The organism is Oricola cellulosilytica (genome assembly GCF_019966575.1).
Taxonomy (GTDB): domain Bacteria; phylum Pseudomonadota; class Alphaproteobacteria; order Rhizobiales; family Rhizobiaceae; genus Oricola; species Oricola cellulosilytica.
The window spans coordinates 466,291-482,469 of the sequence record NZ_JAINFK010000002.1 but is presented as its reverse complement, the minus strand read 5'-3'; the positions used below and the strand labels follow the sequence as shown (position 1 = coordinate 482,469).

Annotated in this window: 18 protein-coding genes and 1 pseudogene; 8 read left to right on the top strand and 11 right to left on the bottom strand. The window is 63.5% G+C overall.

Annotated elements, in window-relative coordinates; all coding sequences use genetic code 11:
- Positions 1-44: 44 nt before the first annotated feature.
- Positions 45-2,216, bottom strand: a complete 2,172-nt coding sequence (locus LC298_RS06985) for a transglycosylase domain-containing protein (protein WP_131567804.1) — start codon at positions 2,214-2,216, stop codon at positions 45-47.
- Positions 2,217-2,678: 462 nt separating this feature from the next.
- On the opposite strand from LC298_RS06985, the gene LC298_RS06980 reads away from it, so the two are divergent.
- Positions 2,679-3,206: a hypothetical protein gene (locus LC298_RS06980; protein WP_131567806.1), complete on the top strand. Its 528-nt coding sequence runs from the start codon at positions 2,679-2,681 to the stop codon at positions 3,204-3,206.
- Positions 3,207-3,690: 484 nt separating this feature from the next.
- The gene (locus LC298_RS06975; protein WP_131567808.1) at positions 3,691-4,341 is read left to right on the top strand and encodes an SOS response-associated peptidase; all 651 of its coding nucleotides are present in this window, start codon (positions 3,691-3,693) and stop codon (positions 4,339-4,341) included.
- Positions 4,342-4,381: 40 nt separating this feature from the next.
- Here the strand turns inward: LC298_RS06975 and LC298_RS06970 are convergent, their stop codons facing one another.
- Positions 4,382-4,534 (bottom strand): hypothetical protein, encoded by a 153-nt coding sequence (locus LC298_RS06970; RefSeq protein WP_158284739.1) that lies wholly within the window; start codon positions 4,532-4,534, stop codon positions 4,382-4,384.
- Between the two features lie 66 nt (positions 4,535-4,600).
- Positions 4,601-4,870, bottom strand: a complete 270-nt coding sequence (locus LC298_RS06965; RefSeq protein ID WP_131567810.1) for a hypothetical protein — start codon at positions 4,868-4,870, stop codon at positions 4,601-4,603.
- An 84-nt stretch (positions 4,871-4,954) separates the two neighbouring features.
- On the opposite strand from LC298_RS06965, the pseudogene LC298_RS18100 reads away from it, so the two are divergent.
- A pseudogene (locus LC298_RS18100) lies at positions 4,955-5,053 on the top strand (toxin-antitoxin system HicB family antitoxin); the annotation flags it as partial.
- A gap of 386 nt (positions 5,054-5,439) precedes the next feature.
- Here the strand turns inward: LC298_RS18100 and LC298_RS06960 are convergent.
- Positions 5,440-5,700, bottom strand: a complete 261-nt coding sequence (locus LC298_RS06960; protein ID WP_131567812.1) for a hypothetical protein — start codon at positions 5,698-5,700, stop codon at positions 5,440-5,442.
- Between the two features lie 352 nt (positions 5,701-6,052).
- Here LC298_RS06960 and LC298_RS06955 point away from each other — a divergent pair, with 352 nt between their 5' ends.
- Together LC298_RS06955 and LC298_RS06950 are read left to right on the top strand one after the other, a co-directional pair.
- Entirely contained in the window at positions 6,053-6,277 is a 225-nt protein-coding gene (locus tag LC298_RS06955) for a hypothetical protein (protein ID WP_131567813.1), read from the top strand.
- A gap of 102 nt (positions 6,278-6,379) precedes the next feature.
- Positions 6,380-6,847, top strand: a complete 468-nt coding sequence (locus tag LC298_RS06950; RefSeq protein ID WP_131567815.1) for a hypothetical protein — start codon at positions 6,380-6,382, stop codon at positions 6,845-6,847.
- 146 nt (positions 6,848-6,993) lie between these two features.
- Here LC298_RS06950 and LC298_RS06945 read toward each other — a convergent pair whose 3' ends face one another.
- Both LC298_RS06945 and LC298_RS06940 read right to left on the bottom strand, forming a co-directional pair.
- Positions 6,994-7,755, bottom strand: a complete 762-nt coding sequence (locus tag LC298_RS06945; RefSeq protein ID WP_131567817.1) for a helix-turn-helix transcriptional regulator — start codon at positions 7,753-7,755, stop codon at positions 6,994-6,996.
- Positions 7,756-8,280: 525 nt separating this feature from the next.
- Positions 8,281-9,009, bottom strand: coding sequence for a DUF998 domain-containing protein (locus LC298_RS06940; protein ID WP_199223244.1), 729 nt, complete (start codon positions 9,007-9,009; stop codon positions 8,281-8,283).
- An 88-nt stretch (positions 9,010-9,097) separates the two neighbouring features.
- On the opposite strand from LC298_RS06940, the gene LC298_RS06935 reads away from it, so the two are divergent.
- A complete protein-coding gene (locus tag LC298_RS06935) occupies positions 9,098-9,430 on the top strand; it encodes a GYD domain-containing protein (RefSeq protein WP_158284740.1) in 333 nt (110 codons plus the stop codon).
- Between the two features lie 18 nt (positions 9,431-9,448).
- Here LC298_RS06935 and LC298_RS06930 read toward each other — a convergent pair whose 3' ends face one another.
- From LC298_RS06930 to LC298_RS06920, 3 genes are read right to left on the bottom strand one after another with little or no spacing between them, the layout of a single operon-like run.
- Complete coding sequence (locus LC298_RS06930; protein WP_131567822.1) at positions 9,449-9,826, bottom strand: DUF983 domain-containing protein; 378 nt, start codon at positions 9,824-9,826, stop codon at positions 9,449-9,451.
- Positions 9,827-9,879: 53 nt separating this feature from the next.
- Positions 9,880-10,461: a peroxidase-related enzyme gene (locus tag LC298_RS06925; RefSeq protein WP_131567824.1), complete on the bottom strand. Its 582-nt coding sequence runs from the start codon at positions 10,459-10,461 to the stop codon at positions 9,880-9,882.
- A gap of 54 nt (positions 10,462-10,515) precedes the next feature.
- Entirely contained in the window at positions 10,516-11,478 is a 963-nt protein-coding gene (locus tag LC298_RS06920) for a DMT family transporter (RefSeq protein WP_131567826.1), read from the bottom strand.
- A gap of 245 nt (positions 11,479-11,723) precedes the next feature.
- Here LC298_RS06920 and LC298_RS06915 point away from each other — a divergent pair, with 245 nt between their 5' ends.
- Positions 11,724-13,751, top strand: coding sequence for a bifunctional DedA family/phosphatase PAP2 family protein (locus LC298_RS06915; protein WP_131567828.1), 2,028 nt, complete (start codon positions 11,724-11,726; stop codon positions 13,749-13,751).
- 16 nt (positions 13,752-13,767) lie between these two features.
- Here the strand turns inward: LC298_RS06915 and LC298_RS06910 are convergent, their stop codons facing one another.
- Positions 13,768-14,547 (bottom strand): alpha/beta fold hydrolase, encoded by a 780-nt coding sequence (locus tag LC298_RS06910; RefSeq protein ID WP_158284741.1) that lies wholly within the window; start codon positions 14,545-14,547, stop codon positions 13,768-13,770.
- Between the two features lie 148 nt (positions 14,548-14,695).
- Positions 14,696-15,250, bottom strand: a complete 555-nt coding sequence (locus LC298_RS06905; protein WP_131567832.1) for a hypothetical protein — start codon at positions 15,248-15,250, stop codon at positions 14,696-14,698.
- Between the two features lie 149 nt (positions 15,251-15,399).
- Here LC298_RS06905 and LC298_RS06900 point away from each other — a divergent pair, with 149 nt between their 5' ends.
- Complete coding sequence (locus tag LC298_RS06900) at positions 15,400-15,993, top strand: hypothetical protein (protein WP_131567834.1); 594 nt, start codon at positions 15,400-15,402, stop codon at positions 15,991-15,993.
- Positions 15,994-16,179 lie beyond the last annotated feature (186 nt).

The following is a 16,179-nucleotide window of genomic DNA, read 5'->3' as shown; positions in this document are numbered from 1 at the left end:
GGCCCCCAACGAACGCTCACCGTGTACAGAAGACAATTTCCCATTCAGCGTTTGTGCGCCCGGGCGACGGTAAGATCGGACGTTCCAAGAGGTTCGGCGTTTTCAAAGTCCTCGCGCAGATCTTGAAGGAAGCGCGTCATCGGCCGCGACAGAGTGCGGGGACGATCAGGTCTAGATGTCCCGTTTTCGTCGACCGCCTCGGCCACCACATCTGCATCCTCGGCTGGAATCTCGGGCTGCGCCACACCCGGGATGCTAGTTAGTTCGATGCCATTGTGTGCGTAACTCATGATCCGTTGCCAAGTCATTGCTGGCAGCCGTCCGCCCGTCAATCGGTTCGTAGGGGTGTAGTTGTCGTTGCCGTACCACACGGCGGCGGTGAAATTGCCGGTATAGCCGACAAACCACGCGTCGCGGTAGGACTGTGTCGTGCCGGTCTTGCCGGCCGCGGTGGTCATGGTCAGCGCCGCCCGCCGCCCGGTGCCCCACGCCGGAACGTTGGCGAGCATCCGGTTGAGCGCCTCGGCGCTCGCCTGCGACATCACCCGCGTGCCGTCGGGGCCGGAGTTGCGCCGGTCGTAAAGCACCTCGCCGGACGCGCTGATGATCTGCGTGAAGGCGTGGCGCCGCCCGGCGAGCCCCCCGGTGGCGAAGGTCAGATAGCCCGTCGCCTGGTCGAGCACGGTCATCCCGGACGTGCCGAGCACCATCGTGTGGTGCGAGATGATCGGCGAGGTGATGCCCATCGCATGGGTCAGTTCGACGATCGGTTCGGTGCCGCGCAGATAGTCGCGCGCCAGCAGCACCGGCACGGTGTTGATCGATTTGGCCAGCGCGGTCGCCAGCGTGACGTTGCCGGAGAACTGGCGGTTGTAGTTCTGCGGCGACCAGCCCCGCCAGGTGACCGGACCGTCACGCACGACGTCGTCGGGCGACAGGCCGTGCTCCAGCGCCGCGGCATAGACATAGGGCTTGAACGACGAGCCGGCCTGACGCTCGGCGTCGGTCGCCCGGTTGAACTGGCTCTCGCCATAGTCGCGCCCGCCGACCATCGCCCGCACAGCGCCGCTGTTCTCCATCATCACCACGGCCGATTCGGAGACGTTGTACTCCTTGCCGTTCTGCCTGAGGAAGAACTGCACCGCCTCCTCGGACGCGCGCTGCAGGTCGGTGTCGATCGTCGTGCGCACGGTGATCGAGCGGGTGCGCAGGCGGTTCTCGAGGACGAATTTCTTGACCTCGCCGAACGCCCAGTCGAGGAAATAATCGGGGCTGTCCGTGGTGTCGCGCAGCACCACGTCGGCCGGTTCCAGCCGCGCGCCGACGACCTGGCCCTCGGTCATGAAATCGCCCTGCACCATGTTGGTGAGCACCTCGTTGGCGCGCGCGCGCGCCGCTGGCAGGTTGATGTGCGGGGCGTATTTGGCCGGCGCCTTGAACAGCCCGGCGAGCATCGCGCTCTCGGCAAGCGACACGTCGCGCACATTCTTGCCGAAATAGAATTCCGACGCCGCAGCGACCCCGAACGTGCCGCCCCCCATATAGGCGCGGTCGAGATAGAGCTTGAGAATCTCCTCCTTGGTGAGGTTCGCCTCCAGCCACAGCGACAGGAACGCCTCCTTGACCTTTCGGTCGAGCGTGCGCTCGTTTGACAGGAACAGGTTTTTCGCGAGCTGCTGGGAGATGGTGGACCCGCCCTGGACGACGGAATTGGCGCGCACATTCTCGGTCATCGCCCGCGCCAGGCCGACGAAATCGAGGCCGTAATGGTCAAAGAAGCGGCGGTCCTCGGTCGCCAGCACCGCCTTGACCAGATGGTCGGGCAGTTCCGACATCGGCACCGCGTCGGTGTGCAGGATGCCGCGCTTGCCGATCTCGCGGCCGTAGCGGTCGAGGAAGGTGACGGCGAAATCCTCCTGGTCGCGCCAGTTGCCGGCGATCTCGTCGGAGGCGGGCAGGGCGAGCGCCAGCAGCACGACGAGGCCGCCCGCGCCCAGCGTCGCGCCCTCGCTCATGATCTCGACGAAGAAGCGTTTTATGCCGCGCGCGCGGAAGCGGCGGAAGAAGATGACGATTTCCTCCCAGGCCTGGCCGGCGGCGAACCGCGATTCGTAGAGCGAGGAATCGATCCAGGCGTCGATCTCGAGCAGGAAGGACGATTTCTTCAGCGGCTTTGCGCCGTCGCCGTCATCGCCGTTCTTGAATGGATTTTCCATCGATTGTCCGAGTCCACGACCTGGTTGGCAAAGGTCCGGCCCGCGCGCCCGCCGGAGCCGGCGGCCTGCGGACCTGCGCCGCGGCGGCGATCTGCCGTCGCAACCAGTTGAGCACCCCTTCGCTTCGAGTCATGCCGCATTTGCGCGGGGGACTCAAGCGGCAAGGGGGAAAGTGGTGAATGGGGGGCGGTTTCTTATGTGGAGCAACGAACCTCCCGATATCTGCACGATCTTTGCTGGCTTCGCGATAGGGGAGGTGGAACTGAAATATTCGATCACCGGCGGAGGGGGGACGAAGACGCGGGAATTGCTTATCTGCAGCTTGTGCCTCCTCTCGTCGTCAGGCCTGAGTTCCTCGATATGAGTTGCAGGCGCTCCATAAAGGCGATTTGATGTAATCGTGAAGTAGCGGGGCGGGAATATCTCCAGCCAAACCCTATATTCATACTGCGAGGACATGAGATGCAGAGTTTGTTGCCTTGGCTCCTGAAGACGCTTGCCAGCATCGTGCTGGCGGCCATACCGATCTGGGTCGGCTCCTTCTACATTGCCGATTATGTCGCGGAAAAGCAGGTCAGAGGCCTGACCACGGCTGTTGAAACGCTCTCTGTCAACCTCTCTGATCTCAATTCGACTGTAACTTCGATCAATGCAAATTTGAGTACCCAGTTGATCTCGTTGGAACGGGAGCGTGCCAACTTAGCTCTCGAAATCGCGCGGGAACTGCGAGAGTTGGGAGGGGATCAAGGCCAAAATAATCAAGAAATTCGGGAACTACGGAACGGTATGGAGCGCATTGAGGAGCAGATTGCGCAAATTCGGTCATCCATGCGGATAAAATACACATTCGATGGTGGAAAAACCTTCCAAGAGGCGGACGTCAACGAAGTAGGAGTGGTGATGGAAAAGCTCGGGTATAACTTCAGCGACGAATTCGTATTGTCCCCGTATCAATTACTCGATCCCGACTTCAAAAAGCCCAATAACTAATCCTGAGCCCAAGCTACCGCCGGGCTTTGCGCCAGCCAGTCCTTCGCGCCTCGGCCTCCGAGCAGAACCAGCGCTCGCCATATTCCGGGCGAAGGCGGGTCTGGTGATAAAACTACTGGCCCGGAGGTGGTCCCGATCCGCCGACAAACATCGCGAATTTTCAGTCAGGCCAAAGTTTCTCAACAGGAGACCAAGGAGCGGTCGTTGACTGTGGCAAAAAATGCCACTTACAACTACTGTAATTCAGTCTTGACTGAAGTAGGACCGCCAGGGGTGAGGGAATTCGGTTTGGCCGACGCCCTCACTCCTGACTTCCGCTTAGCGTAAGGCCTCTGCTCGGATTGGTGCCCGAACTTCAACGACCGTGACTTTGCGTCACTTGGCAGATTGGCAGCGTCGTTTCTCCACTGACAAGCGCTACTTTGACCTTTGCACAAGGTTCGCGACCGGTTCCGGCGTCGTCCGGGCCGTGTAATATGGCCGCATGTGCAATCTCTATTCCCTTTCGAAAGGCCCCGCGGCGATGATCGAGCTGGCCGGCGCGATGACCAACCACGCCGGCAATCTCGAGCCCGGAAAGGTCTGGCCCGACTATCCGGCGGCGATCGTCCGCCACTCGGAAGGCGGCCGGGAGCTGGTGCGCGCGCGCTGGGGGATGCCGTCGCCGCAATTCGTGCTGAAGGGCAGAAAGACCGACAAGGGCGTGACGAACGTCCGCAATGCCGCTTCGCCGCACTGGCGGCGCTGGCTGGGCACCGACAATCGCTGCCTCGTTCCCGCAACCTCCTTTGCCGAACCGGCCCGCGAGAAGGACCCGGAGACCGGCCGCAAGGGCAATCACTGGTTTGCCATCGGCGACGACCGGCCGCTGTTCTTCTTTGCCGGGATCTGGACGAACTGGACCTCTGTCCGCAAACTGAAGGAGGGCGAGGTCACGGCCGATCTCTACGCGTTTTTCACGACCGAACCGAACGCCGTCGTCGCGCCGATCCACCCGAAGGCGATGCCGGTGATCCTGACCAAGCCGGACGAGATCGAGACCTGGCTGACCGCGCCCTGGGAGGAGGCAAGAGCGTTGCAGCGCCCGCTTTCCGATGACGGGCTGATCGAGGTGATGGAAGAAGAATTTGCGTAAATGCGGCCGGGGCCGGCACATCCGTTCCCGGCCGCTGGGGTCAGGTGCCGCTCAAACGTTCACCGTCCGGCTCACCGGACATTTCGATTTCCCGCGCCTCGATCAGCGCCATTCCGATGAGATAGGCGAGGAAGTGGCGGCGGCAGCGAACCGCCTCCTTGTGCGCGACATTGAGAATATGGACGATATCCATGATTTTGCCCTTTCCGGTTTCTGACCGGGCAAGCGTGGGCGACGGCTCCAAGCTGTTGCATTCCAACTAGTTGGATCGGGTCCCGTCCGGATCGCGCCAGCCGGGGCCGGCGCCGTGTGCCTCGCCCGGCCAGGGCGGCTCCTCGCCGCTGACCTCGCGGATCGCATTCTTGATGGCGTCGGAAAGGCGGTCGATCGCCTTGGCCTGGGGCGAAGTCGGATGCAGTTCGGTAGAGATCGGCATCATCTCGCCGTGGCAGCGGACGCAGAGTTTGACAAACCGTTTGACGTGTAGCGAATGCAATTCCTTGCGGCGGGTGTGGCGGCGGGCGGCCATGGCTGATCTCCATTTTGATATGCCGTCTCCGGAATAAATTCCTATTATGATTCTCGCTCGTTCCGCAACCGGGTCTTTTGGTGAGTGCGCTCCCGCGCGGCGCTCGCCGCCGAACTTTCCGGCAAGAACCTCAACAACTGGGCCGAGGAGGTTCTGGAAAAGGCGGCGGGCGGGGCCGGCTGACGGTTTTGGCAAACCATCTTCTCTCACCCCCACCCAGCCGCGCTTGGTTCGCGGGCGCTCACAAGTCTTGGCAAACTTGCCGAGGTCGAGCCGCGGGTTTGCTGCCTCGATCGACCGGCCCTTCGCTTTCGCTCCGGGCATTCGTCGCTCCAATCGACAAATCGTTGTCGATTGGCCGGCTGCGCCGTCCGCTTCTCACCCTCACCGTCTCGCTGCGCTCGCCACCTCTCCCCCGCAGGGCAGGGGCGAGAGAAGGCGCGCCCGCGCAGCTTTCCGATCAACGCGCCTGGGAGGGCACGTGTCCGGGAACCTGCCGGCAATGACCGGAAGGTGGCCGCCCGCGTTTCAGGCGGGTGGCCACTCTTGCCGCTTCCCTTGCGCTGCGATCATTCGCGCCTTAGCAGCAGCTCTCTCAGCATCTCGTTGCTTATCGTCGAGGACTGGAGACCGGTGCAAGAGCAGTCATGCTGTGTCCGCTTGCAGCCGCCGGTGCAAAAGCAGTCGACCTTCCCGTCCTTCGACGAACAGCTCACGCCGACGGCGCCCTCGGCAAACTGCGAACTCATGCTGCTTTCCTGCGCCTGGGCGCCGGCGACCAGCAATCCGCAGGAAAGCACAAGCGAAATTAGTAGTTTGGGGTGGGGCATTGTTATCTCCTCAATCAAATAAGAGAAGAATTTTTACTTTAGATTGGAATGTCTTGATTGTCAATTTCCAATAATGTCTACTTGATGAATATTAGTCGGTCTTGCACTTTGCCGCGGTCGTTTTCAGCAGGCGTTCTCGCGATTTGGCTCGCCTGCTTCGACCAAAAACTCAGATTCACGCCGCGGGCAAAGGCCGGTCGTATCGCAGATATCGTTCTAGCTCGGTGTCTCGAACGCAGGCGAACCGCGTTTCGACAAAGACCGACTATTAATTCTGATAGCTTGTTGCACCTTACTGACGAGCTAGACTGGTCGGGCAAGTTCCACTTGTACATGAGCGAGGAGAAGGAGCATGAAATCTTGGGTGTCTACGATGGGAGTGCTGATGGTGGTATCAAGTGTACCGGTGGCCACCGCCGACGAGCAGGGGGATCGTGAACGCGAAGAACTTTTGGAAAGGCAGCAGGTGCTCGAGGAAATCGGATTCGCCGACCAGAACGACTACAATCAGTCCCTCAATGACATCGACGACCGGGAAGGACAACGCTGCGCTAATTCCTCAAGGAACAACTGCTGAACTCCGGGCGCCAATAGAACGCCGTCAGACGTACCTTTAACGAGAAACGTCGCGGGACTGCGAGCGTGGTGGACCACAGGCACTCTTAAAGAGGTAGTCGAAATGAAAAACAAATTCTCACCTATGATAATTGCTGCGCTTACGGCAGCTGCAACGCCATCTCTAGGAGAGGAGGAGCCGCTGCGGGATGCGCCGGCTGAAGTAAAGGCTCCGGTTCAAGTTTATAGATTCAATGACGACGAACTCCGCAGGGCGCAGGGCGGTCATTTTTGGACAGGAGGCTTTGGAGAAGGAGCGGCCGTGGAAATCATTGGCAGGTTCAGCACGGGTGCGGGGGACGCAGGCACGCGCGCCCAAGACATGGGCCGCATCGAGATCAAGGTCCTAGGTACGGACGGAAAGGTAAGTTATGTAAAGGTCCGCAATGTCCCGAACGGCCCGTTTCTGATCAAATCACCGTCCACGCACTTGGTTCATGCGGCACTGGTGATCGAAGACAGTATCCCTAACGATAATTCGAATATTGATCTGCGCGCCAGATTCAGGAACTTTGGGCAGATCGGCGATTGACGCACCGCCGCGGCGTTCTTCGGCAAGAGCCTTAGCACCTGAGCCGAGGATGTGCTGGAGAAGGCGGCAGACGGGGCTTGATCCTTCGAGGCTCGCTGCGCTCGCACCTGAGGTTGAGGGCAGGGGGCCATCAGGCCAATCCCCCTCTACGGCTGGAAACAACCGGCGGAAATCGCCAGCGCCACGGCGTGCTCGCGGGTCTTGGCGCCCAGCTTCTTCTTGATGCCCCCCACATGGAAATTCACGGTGGCGGGAGAGATGTTGAGCTTCTCGGCGATCCGGTCGTTTCGCACGCCCGTCGAAAGCCAGCGCAGGACTTCCAGTTCCCTGTTCGTGAGCCCGCTCGCCGATTTCAGGCTTCGGTACCACGGTGTCGATTTTTGCTCGTCGGGAAGCGAGCCGGTCAGAAAGCTGTGGGCGAGGCCGAGCCCGACCATCAACTCCCTCTCGTTGCGGCGCAGCAGCCGGGCGAACTCGGGTTCGTCCAGTCTGTTGGCGATGTTGAAGGCCAGCACGCGCCGCGCGTTCGGATGGTGAAACGGGGATAGCAGCGAAGAGATGACGCCTTCTTCCGCAACCTCGTCGAACAGTCGGGCGGCCATCTCCGGCCGATCGCCGTAGAACAGCGGCCTTCGCGCCTGGCTGTAAATGGCGTCCCGGTTATGCCGGTGGAGATACGCGACGATAGGATCATGGGCCATGTAGCCCTGATCGACATAATGATCCAGCCAACCGGCGCTCATGTTCGAAAACACCCCGACGACCGCGCCATCGGCCTTGTCTATCACCCCGCAATTGACTGTCTCGAAACCCAGCTCGGTGAAATATCGCTCGATTGTAAACCACAAATCCGCAAGATTTTCCGACGCGCGCAGATCTGAAAGAAAATCAATCAGCTGGTTCTTCATGCATAACGCCCTGTATTCATGCGGATCCGTGGCCCGAAGAAGAATATAACGCAACGTTAGAATAATCCGCAAATTTGTAGAAATTATGCTCCGAGCACTGGGGTATGAGGACGGCGGATATAGCGTCGAAAGGGCCAGGCGAATGGAGCAGGGCAAGACCTATCAGTTCTGCCAGCTTGTACGGCGGCCCCGGTTTTCTAGACTGGCGGTTCTCTCTTCTGCAAGCGGCGCAAGACACATGACTCCGCCGCGGGAAGAGGGGCCTTCCCCTCCCCCGGGAAGCGGAGGACCAGGGATGACTGTCCGCCCGGTTATGCGCGCAATGCTTATGCCCCATCATTGCGCGAGCCAGGCGCCAGCTCCCGGTCCGGCCCGGCAAGCTCCTCGACAGCACGACCGCGGGCCGGTGAGGGTGCCGCCTACGCATTGGCGCCGCGTCCCGCGCACCTCGGGGGTGAGGGCAGGGCCATTCGGCATGCACCTCCACCCGGCGACGGCTTGCAGGCACTGCAGGCCTCGCGCCAGTCACTGGAGCCGGCGCGCAAACTTGATGAAAAGCGTCGCGAGGGTGATCACGAGACTGAAGGCGACGAGACCAAGGTAACGCTCGTAGATTCCGTCGATGCTGCTGGGCAGGAAGAAGAAGACCGGAGCGGAGATCGCCCAGACAACAGCGATTCCGACCAGCGTGCGGCCATAGAATTTTCCGGCCCGGCCGGCCCCTTTCACCATCAGCAGGGGAATCGCAGCCATTAGGACGCCGAGCGCGTAGACCAGATAGATGTGGATCACGACCCCGTCGCTGTCACGATCACCATATTCGTTGCGTGCCCCCACGAGAAAGACGATAAGCGCGAGGAACGCGAAACCGGCTATTCCGAGACTCCAGCCCCATCCGCCCATGTGGACGTGTGCCGCGAGCAGGGCGATCGCGATGAGCGACGCGGAAAACGCGTAGATGCCGATATCGACAATGAACTCGTACTTCCCGGCACCCAGGTCACTGATCGTATCGGCAATCCAGTTATGCTCGGGTACCACGAAATCGGCAATCAGGATCGATGCCGCCATTGCGACGCAGCCGGCAATGGCAAACCATCCCAAGGCGACGATGAGCGCGGGCTCGTGGCCGGCTTCAGGCAGTTTCATGTCCTCGCGCACGAGCTGAGTTCTCCAATTGACGAAGGGGCAACGCGCCAACCGGATGTCTGGTTCATCGCAGGGCGGCAGATCGTCATCGGGTGAGACGCCCATTCCGAGCGCCGCTCGCTGCCCGGGCCTTCGCGGGTCAGGCTGGCCGATCCGTGGTAAACTCTCCTGTTTTCAGGAAAAGGAGGGTCCCATGCCCCATTACCTGTTCCAGGCCCGCTACAGCCCGGCCGCCATCAAGGCGATGGTCGACAATCCCCAGGACCGGGAGGCCGCGGCGCGTCCGCTTGTCGAGGCAGTCGGCGGCAAGCTCCATAACCTGTTCTTCTGTTTCGGGGCCGAGGATGTCATCGCGCTGATCGAGGCGCCCGACGACAAGGCGATGGCGGCGGCTTCTTTCGCCGTCGGCGCGTCCGGCGCGTTTTCCGGCGGGGCGACGACGAAACTGATGACCGCGGCGGAAGCCAAGGAGGCGATGGGGGCCGCAAAGAAGGCCGCCGCCAGCTTCAAGCCGCCGACGGGGTGAGAGAGAGCGGTTTCGCTCTCAATCGTGGTCGAGGCTGCCCTCCCGCGCGCCGTAATAATACTGGCTGGCGACGAGCCAGCCCTTCAGCGGCCTGAGCGGCAGGATGCAGAACAGCACGAGCAGCGGCACCGTGAGCAGCGCGTTCAGCCAGTAGGGCGCGTCCATCGACACCTCCATCCACACCGCGAAGGCGACGACAGGGACGCAGGCGACCAGCATGACGAAGAAGGCCGGCCCGTCGGCGGTGTCGGCGAAGGAAAGGTCGAGCCCGCACACCGGGCACTCCTTCTTCAGCGTCAGGAAGCCGGTGAAGATCGACCCTTCGCCGCAGCGCGGGCACCTGGCGCGCGGGCCGGTGATGTTCGGCGGGATCGGCGGGTACTGGTCGTCTTTCATGGCGGGCTCCGGTGTCGAGGCGCAATAGCGGGGCAAGGGCGATGGCGAGGGACTCAGCTCCGCCCCATCGCATAGAATTCGTCGTTCGGGCGCATGCCGGTGAAGTTCGCCAGCCGGTTCGACATCGCGAAGAACGCGGCGATGGCGGCGATGTCCCACGCCGCTTCCGCGTCGAAGCCGTGGCCGGCGAGGATTTCGAAATCCGCCTCGCCGATCGCATGCGCCTCGAATGCAGTCTTCATGGCGAAGTCGAGCATCGCCTTCTGGCGGCCGGTGATGTCGGCCTTGCGATAGTTGATCGCGACCTGATCGGCAATCAGCGGGTTCTTGGCCCGGATGCGCAGGATTGCGCCATGCGCGATGACGCAATACTGGCACTGGTTGGCGTTCGACGTGGCGACGACGATCATCTCGCGCTCGGCCTTCGAGAGCGGGCCCTCCTTTTCCATCAGCGCGTCGTGATAGGCCATGAAGGCGCGGAATTCGTCCGGCCTGTGGGCGAGCACGAGGAAGACGTTGGGGATGAAGCCGGCCTTCTCCTGCACGGCCTCCATGCGCTGGCGGATGTCGTCCGGCAGGTCGGTGAGGGCGGGCACGGGATAGCGGCTGATCGGCGGTGTGTCGACGGCGGTCATGGGCGGCTCCGGTTTTGGCCGCAGGCTAGCGCCACGACGGCGCTGAGGAAACAGTCATCCCCTGTCCCTGCGCCGCAGCAGGCGCGGCTTCGGCGAGGGCCCGGCGTCGTAGCGCGGATTGGCGCTGCGCAGCACCGGCGTGCGCTGCGAGACATTGGCGCGGCTCTCGCGCCAGACGATAAACAGGCCCGACGCGATGATGACCGCCGCGCCGGCCGCGACCATCGCGTCGGGGCGTTCGGAAAAGAACACGATGCCGTAGAGCGTCGCCCACAGGATCTGGCTGTACTGCATCGGCGCGATGACGGCGGCCGGCGCAAACCGGTAGGCGGCGATGGTGCCGAGCTGGGCGGCGACCGACAGCAGGCCGACGCCCGCCATCAGGCCGAGCGCGGGCAGTTCCACCGGCACGTAGACGAAGGGCAGCACCGCGCCCATCACGGCAAGCGAGGCCAGCATCGGATAGAGGATCATCACGGCGGAGCGCTCCTCGCCGCCGATCTTGCGGATGATGATCGCCGACAGCGCGCTGGCGAGCGCGGCGACAAGCGCCGAGACATGGCCCGGAGACAGCGCCGTGGCGCCGGGGCGCAGCACGATGATGACGCCGATCAGGCCGACGACGACCGCCGCCCAGCGCTGCGCCCTGACGGTTTCGCCGAGCAGCGGCACCGACAGCGCGGTGATCAGCAGCGGCGTCGCGAACAAAAGCGCATACACCTCCGCCAGCGGCAGCGAGACGAAGGCGAAGAAGGCGGCGCTCATGCCGGTCACCGACAGCAGCGAGCGCGCCAGGATCAGCCACGGATGGCGCGGCCGGAAATTGCCGGTGGAACTGTCGGCCAGCACCAGGATCGCGGCGGCGACGAAGGAGAACAGCATGGCGAAGAAGATGATCTGGAACACCGAATAGCCGGCGCCGAGCCCCTTGATGATGGCGTCGTGCGTTGCGAACAGCGCGAAGGCGACGACCGCAAAGCCGATGCCGCGTCCGGGCGAATGTCTCCCGCCGTCCATGCCGGTGCCTCTCCGTGAATCGCGCGAATCCGTTTGCGCGCCGTCCAAGCCTATAGGCCAAAGCGGGAAGCGGGTCATCCCGGGTTCAGGGGGGCAAGGGCGAGAGGACCGGCGGACCGTCCGCGCGATAATCCTTGCGTGCTGGCCGCGCCATCGGCTACCGACCGGTGAACCTTCGTCCCGTCGAGTGTATCGGGATAATGCGAGGCCCTGAACGGGTCCAGACACCGGGCATCTCCGCATACATGACGTCCCTCATCGAAACCGCGATCGCCTTTCTCAGTGCCCACCCTCACGTCGCCTATTGGGCGGTCTTCGCGCTCGCGACGTCCGAAGCCATCCCGGTCATCGGCGTTGTCGTTCCCGGCACGGCGCTGATCCTTGCGCTGAGCGCGTTGGTCCCGAGCGGCGTCGTGGTGCTCTGGCCGCTGCTTATCGCCGCGACCGCCGGCGCGATCGCCGGAGACGGCCTGTCGTTCTGGTTCGGCCACCGCTACAAGAGCCAGATGCTCGGGATCTGGCCGTTCAGCCGCTATCCGGCAGCCGTTGCGCGCAGCGAGGCCTTCATCGAACGCCATGGCGGGAAGAGCATCTTTCTCGCGCGCTTCACGCCCGGCGTGCGCACATTCGTTCCCGTTATGGCCGGAATGCTCGGCATGCCCGTCAGCCGCTTCTATAGGGTCAATGTGTTTTCGGCCCTCGTCTGGGCGCCTGCGCATGTACTGCCGGGCGTGTTTGTCGGGGCGGCCTTCGGCGTCCTCGGCGAGGCGGCCAAGCCGGTCGCCATACTCCTCGTGGTGGCGATCGCCGCCGGCTGGATCGTTTCGCGTCTCGTCCGCTGGGCGCTGAGACGCGGCATTCCGCTCCTGACCGCCGGTATCGACAGGATTCAGGCCTGGGCGAATGCCCGCGACGACGGATTCGGCCGCAAGCTTGGCGCCGCGCTTGACATGGCCCGCCACGAGGCGCGGACGATCGGCGTGTTCGGCCTGTTCCTGCTTGGCGCGGCATGGCTCTTCTTCGGCATTCTGGAGGATGTCATAAGCGGCGATCCGCTCGTCCTCGTCGACACCGCCATCTTTCGCGCTCTGCAGGATTTGCGCACCGGACCCGCCGACACCGTGATGATCGCGATTACGGAATTCGGCGACACCACGGTCGTGATCGCCGTCACAATCGGCGTGCTGCTCTGGCTCGTGGCGCAGCGCGCCTGGAGGACCGCTGCCTACTGGCTGGTGGCGATCGCCGGCGCATCGGCCCTCAACACCGCCATCAAGGTGGCGTTGCACCGGGCGCGTCCGAACGAGACGCTTTATTCCGGCTGGAGCGCGTTTTCATTCCCGAGCGGGCACAGCACGGTGAACCTCGTTCTGTACGGCTTCCTCGCCATTCTCGTCGCCTACAACCTGCGCCGCAGATGGCGCGTGTCCGTGGCGCTGGCGTCGGCGACGGTGATCACGCTGATCGCCTTTTCGCGTCTTTATCTCGGCGCGCACTGGTTCTCGGATGTCGCTGGCGGTCTGGCGTTCGGCAGCGCGTGGCTTGCGATTCTGGGCTTTGCCTATACGCGCCGCCCGTCCGAACCGATCCATCCCGGCGGGCTTTTCGCGTATGCCTGCGTCGGGCTGATCGCAGTCGGCGGATTTCATTCCTACCGGACCCATGAGGCAGACCTCGAGCGCTACACGATCGAGAGCCGCCAGCCGGTCTTGCGGGCCGAAAACTGGTGGGCCACCGATTGGCGGCGGCAACCCGCAAGGCGCATCGACCTGACCGGCGAAATCGCCGAGCCGATCAACTTCCAGTGGGCCGGCAGCCTCGAGGGGCTCGAGACCGCGCTTGCCGGCGTGGGCTGGAGCCAAGCCGCGCCGTGGACGTCGCTGAGCGCGCTCAAGTGGCTGACGCCGGACGCCGCGGCGGCGGACCTGCCGGTGATGCCGGAGTTCTCGAACGGCAGGCTTCCGAGCCTGATGCTGGTTCGCCCGCAGGCGGCAGGCCCGGGAAATTCGCGCCTCGTGCTTCGCATTTGGCGCGTCGATCTGCGCGTTGTGAACGGCAAGGCCGAGCCGCTTTGGATCGGGGCCGCCGTCGAGGAGCGCGTCGACGGGTACTATTCGCTCATCACGCTCTACCGGACGCAACCGGATTTCGATGCGCCGCGCCGGAAGCTGGCGGAGGCGATGGCGGCGGAGAGGACAGTCCTCCGCGACCGGCTGGTCGAAGGCCCGGGCTGGGACGGTAAAGTGCTGCTTGCCACGCAGCAAGGGAACTGATCGGGCCGCCCCACGGTCACCCTGCGGTGATGTCTCGCATATGGGCGGAGATCAGGGCCGCAACCTTCTCCGGCTCGGAAAACATCGGGATATGCCCCGCACCGTCGATCAGTTCGAGCCGCGCGCCGGGAATTTGCGATGCCAGATACTCGAAATCCTTCCGGTTCGCGGAAAGCGCATCGAGGGCGCCGGCGACGACGAGCGTCGGCACCGCAATATCGGAAAGCCTGTCCCGCAAGTCGACCGGGAAATAGGACCGCAGAAGGGCGACGATCCGTTCCGGGCCGGTGCTTTTCAGTATGTCGGTCAGCCATTGCCGGAGATGGCCGGAATTCTCCTCGGGAAGGCAGGCCCGCGCGAAAAACCCGATGGCGGCACCGAAATCGGCCTCGAGGGCCTCGATGAACCGGCGCGTCTCGGGCGTGTCGAACCCCCAGGCAAGCCCCGCCATCAGGACCAGCCCCCTGACGCGCCCCGGGCATCGCAGCGCGACCTCGATCGCCACCGCGACATTGTGCGAGTCGCTTGCCAGCACGCAGGCGTCGATCCCGCGGGAGTCGAGCACGGACAGCACGGTCTCGACCTGCGTCTCGAAGCTGATCTCGTCCGGTGGAACCCTTGTCTGACCGACGCCGGCATGATCCAGTGCGATCACCCGCCAGCGTTCGCTGAGAATTTCCAGAGGCGGCTGCCATATTTCCCAGTTCGCGATCGAACCGGGAATGGCCACCAGCGGCGGTTCCCCGGCGCCGAACGAGACCGAGTGCACGAATTGATTTCCCATCCGGTGAAACATCGGACCTCCGGGAGACGTGGTGGCGCGGAGGGCAAGGCTAGCCGCACGGCGCATCGGGATCAAATCGCCCGGGGGGCTCCATTTTCTGGCTCCGCCCCTGAAGGGAGTGGCGCGGCAGCTTCGGCGCCGCGCCGCAGGTGCCAGTCCGTCAGCCGATTCCGGAGCACTCGACGAGCACGCGGTTGGCGGCGTCGAACGTGTTGCCGCCGCCCTTCACGGTGCTCAGCAGATTGTTCCATGCCCGGCAGCAGGCTGCGTCGACGGTGGTGATACTGGAGCATTTAAGCTCGTCGATGCCGAGATCGAGCAGCATCTTGGCGACCCGGATCACCGCCTTGCGCAACTCATCCTTTTTGGAGAACGCGACCCCCGGCTCTTCACTGTCTTGCACGACGTCCCCCTGCACGACGTCCCCCTGCACGACGCCTCCCTGCACGACGCCGCTTTCGATGAAGCGGCACCCCTCGATGCACACCGTCAGATCGGGACCCGAGAATTCGCTTTTGCAAGCCTTGACGCATTCGATGTAGTCGCCGAGCGAAACCCCGGCGCCACCCGCCGGTGCGGCCGGCATTGCCCTGGCGAGCGAACCGAGGATTTCGCAGACGTTTGCCTTGCCGTGTTCGTCCGAACCGGCGGGCCCGAGGCCGCCGAGCAGTATGATGAATGCGAAAGGGATTGAAATTAGCCAGTGACGGGACATGATGTGTCTCCTCTCCCGTGCGCCCCGGGGAAAGGATACATCATTACCTTACGTAATGCTATTTGGGGGAAGGCCGGCGACTGCTGCTTCCCGCCCGAGACCCTTGCGAGGGTAGGGTGGACGCGGAGCCGGCGGACAAGGAACCGATGATGCGCGAAATTCTTCCAGCCATGATTGCGGTGCTCGCCCTTTGCGGCGAGGCATGGGCGCAGGGGGCAGGCGAGGCCGCGGCGAGCGGCCAGCCTCCCTATGAGGTTGTCGCGCCGCCCGCCTGTGTCAATGACAAGGGCGAGCCGGTGCGCTTCGAGGACCGTGACGGCGGGCGCGCGGACCTGGCCGCGGGCATGGCGGCGCGGGACGGCGACGGCGAGCCGGTGGTCTATCGCTCCAATTACTCCGCCACGCCGCCGGACTTCCAGCGTTTCATCGACTTCCACGAATGCGCCCACCACCAGACAGGCGATGTCGACCGGCCGCATCCGCCGCGCAACGGCCCCGAGCATCTGATGAACGAGTCGATCAGCGATTGCGTCGCGATCCTTCGCCTGCGCGACGAGGAGGGCTACGGCCGTGCCGGGTTCGAGCGGGTCGCCGCCGCCATGCGCGCCGACATGGAACGGATCGGCTTTCCGGAAATCAGCGTTTCGAGCCGGATCGCCAATATCGAGACCTGCTTTGCCCGCGACGGCTCGGCGGAGGATTTCATCGAGGTCGTGCGCGAGCGGCGGGGGGAAGGGAAGTGAGGCAGCCCGGCCCGGTCAGGCGGTATGCGCCCCGGTCAACCACCGGCGTAACGGGCGACGCGCGTGCAATCGCGGCACCGAGGAAACGGGGCCATTTTTATGCAGCGTGCGGACAGATCGACCCAGGTTGGGCGAAAGAAATTGTGGGAAGTCGGGCGGCCCGCGCCGCGCCGGGATTCCGTTTGG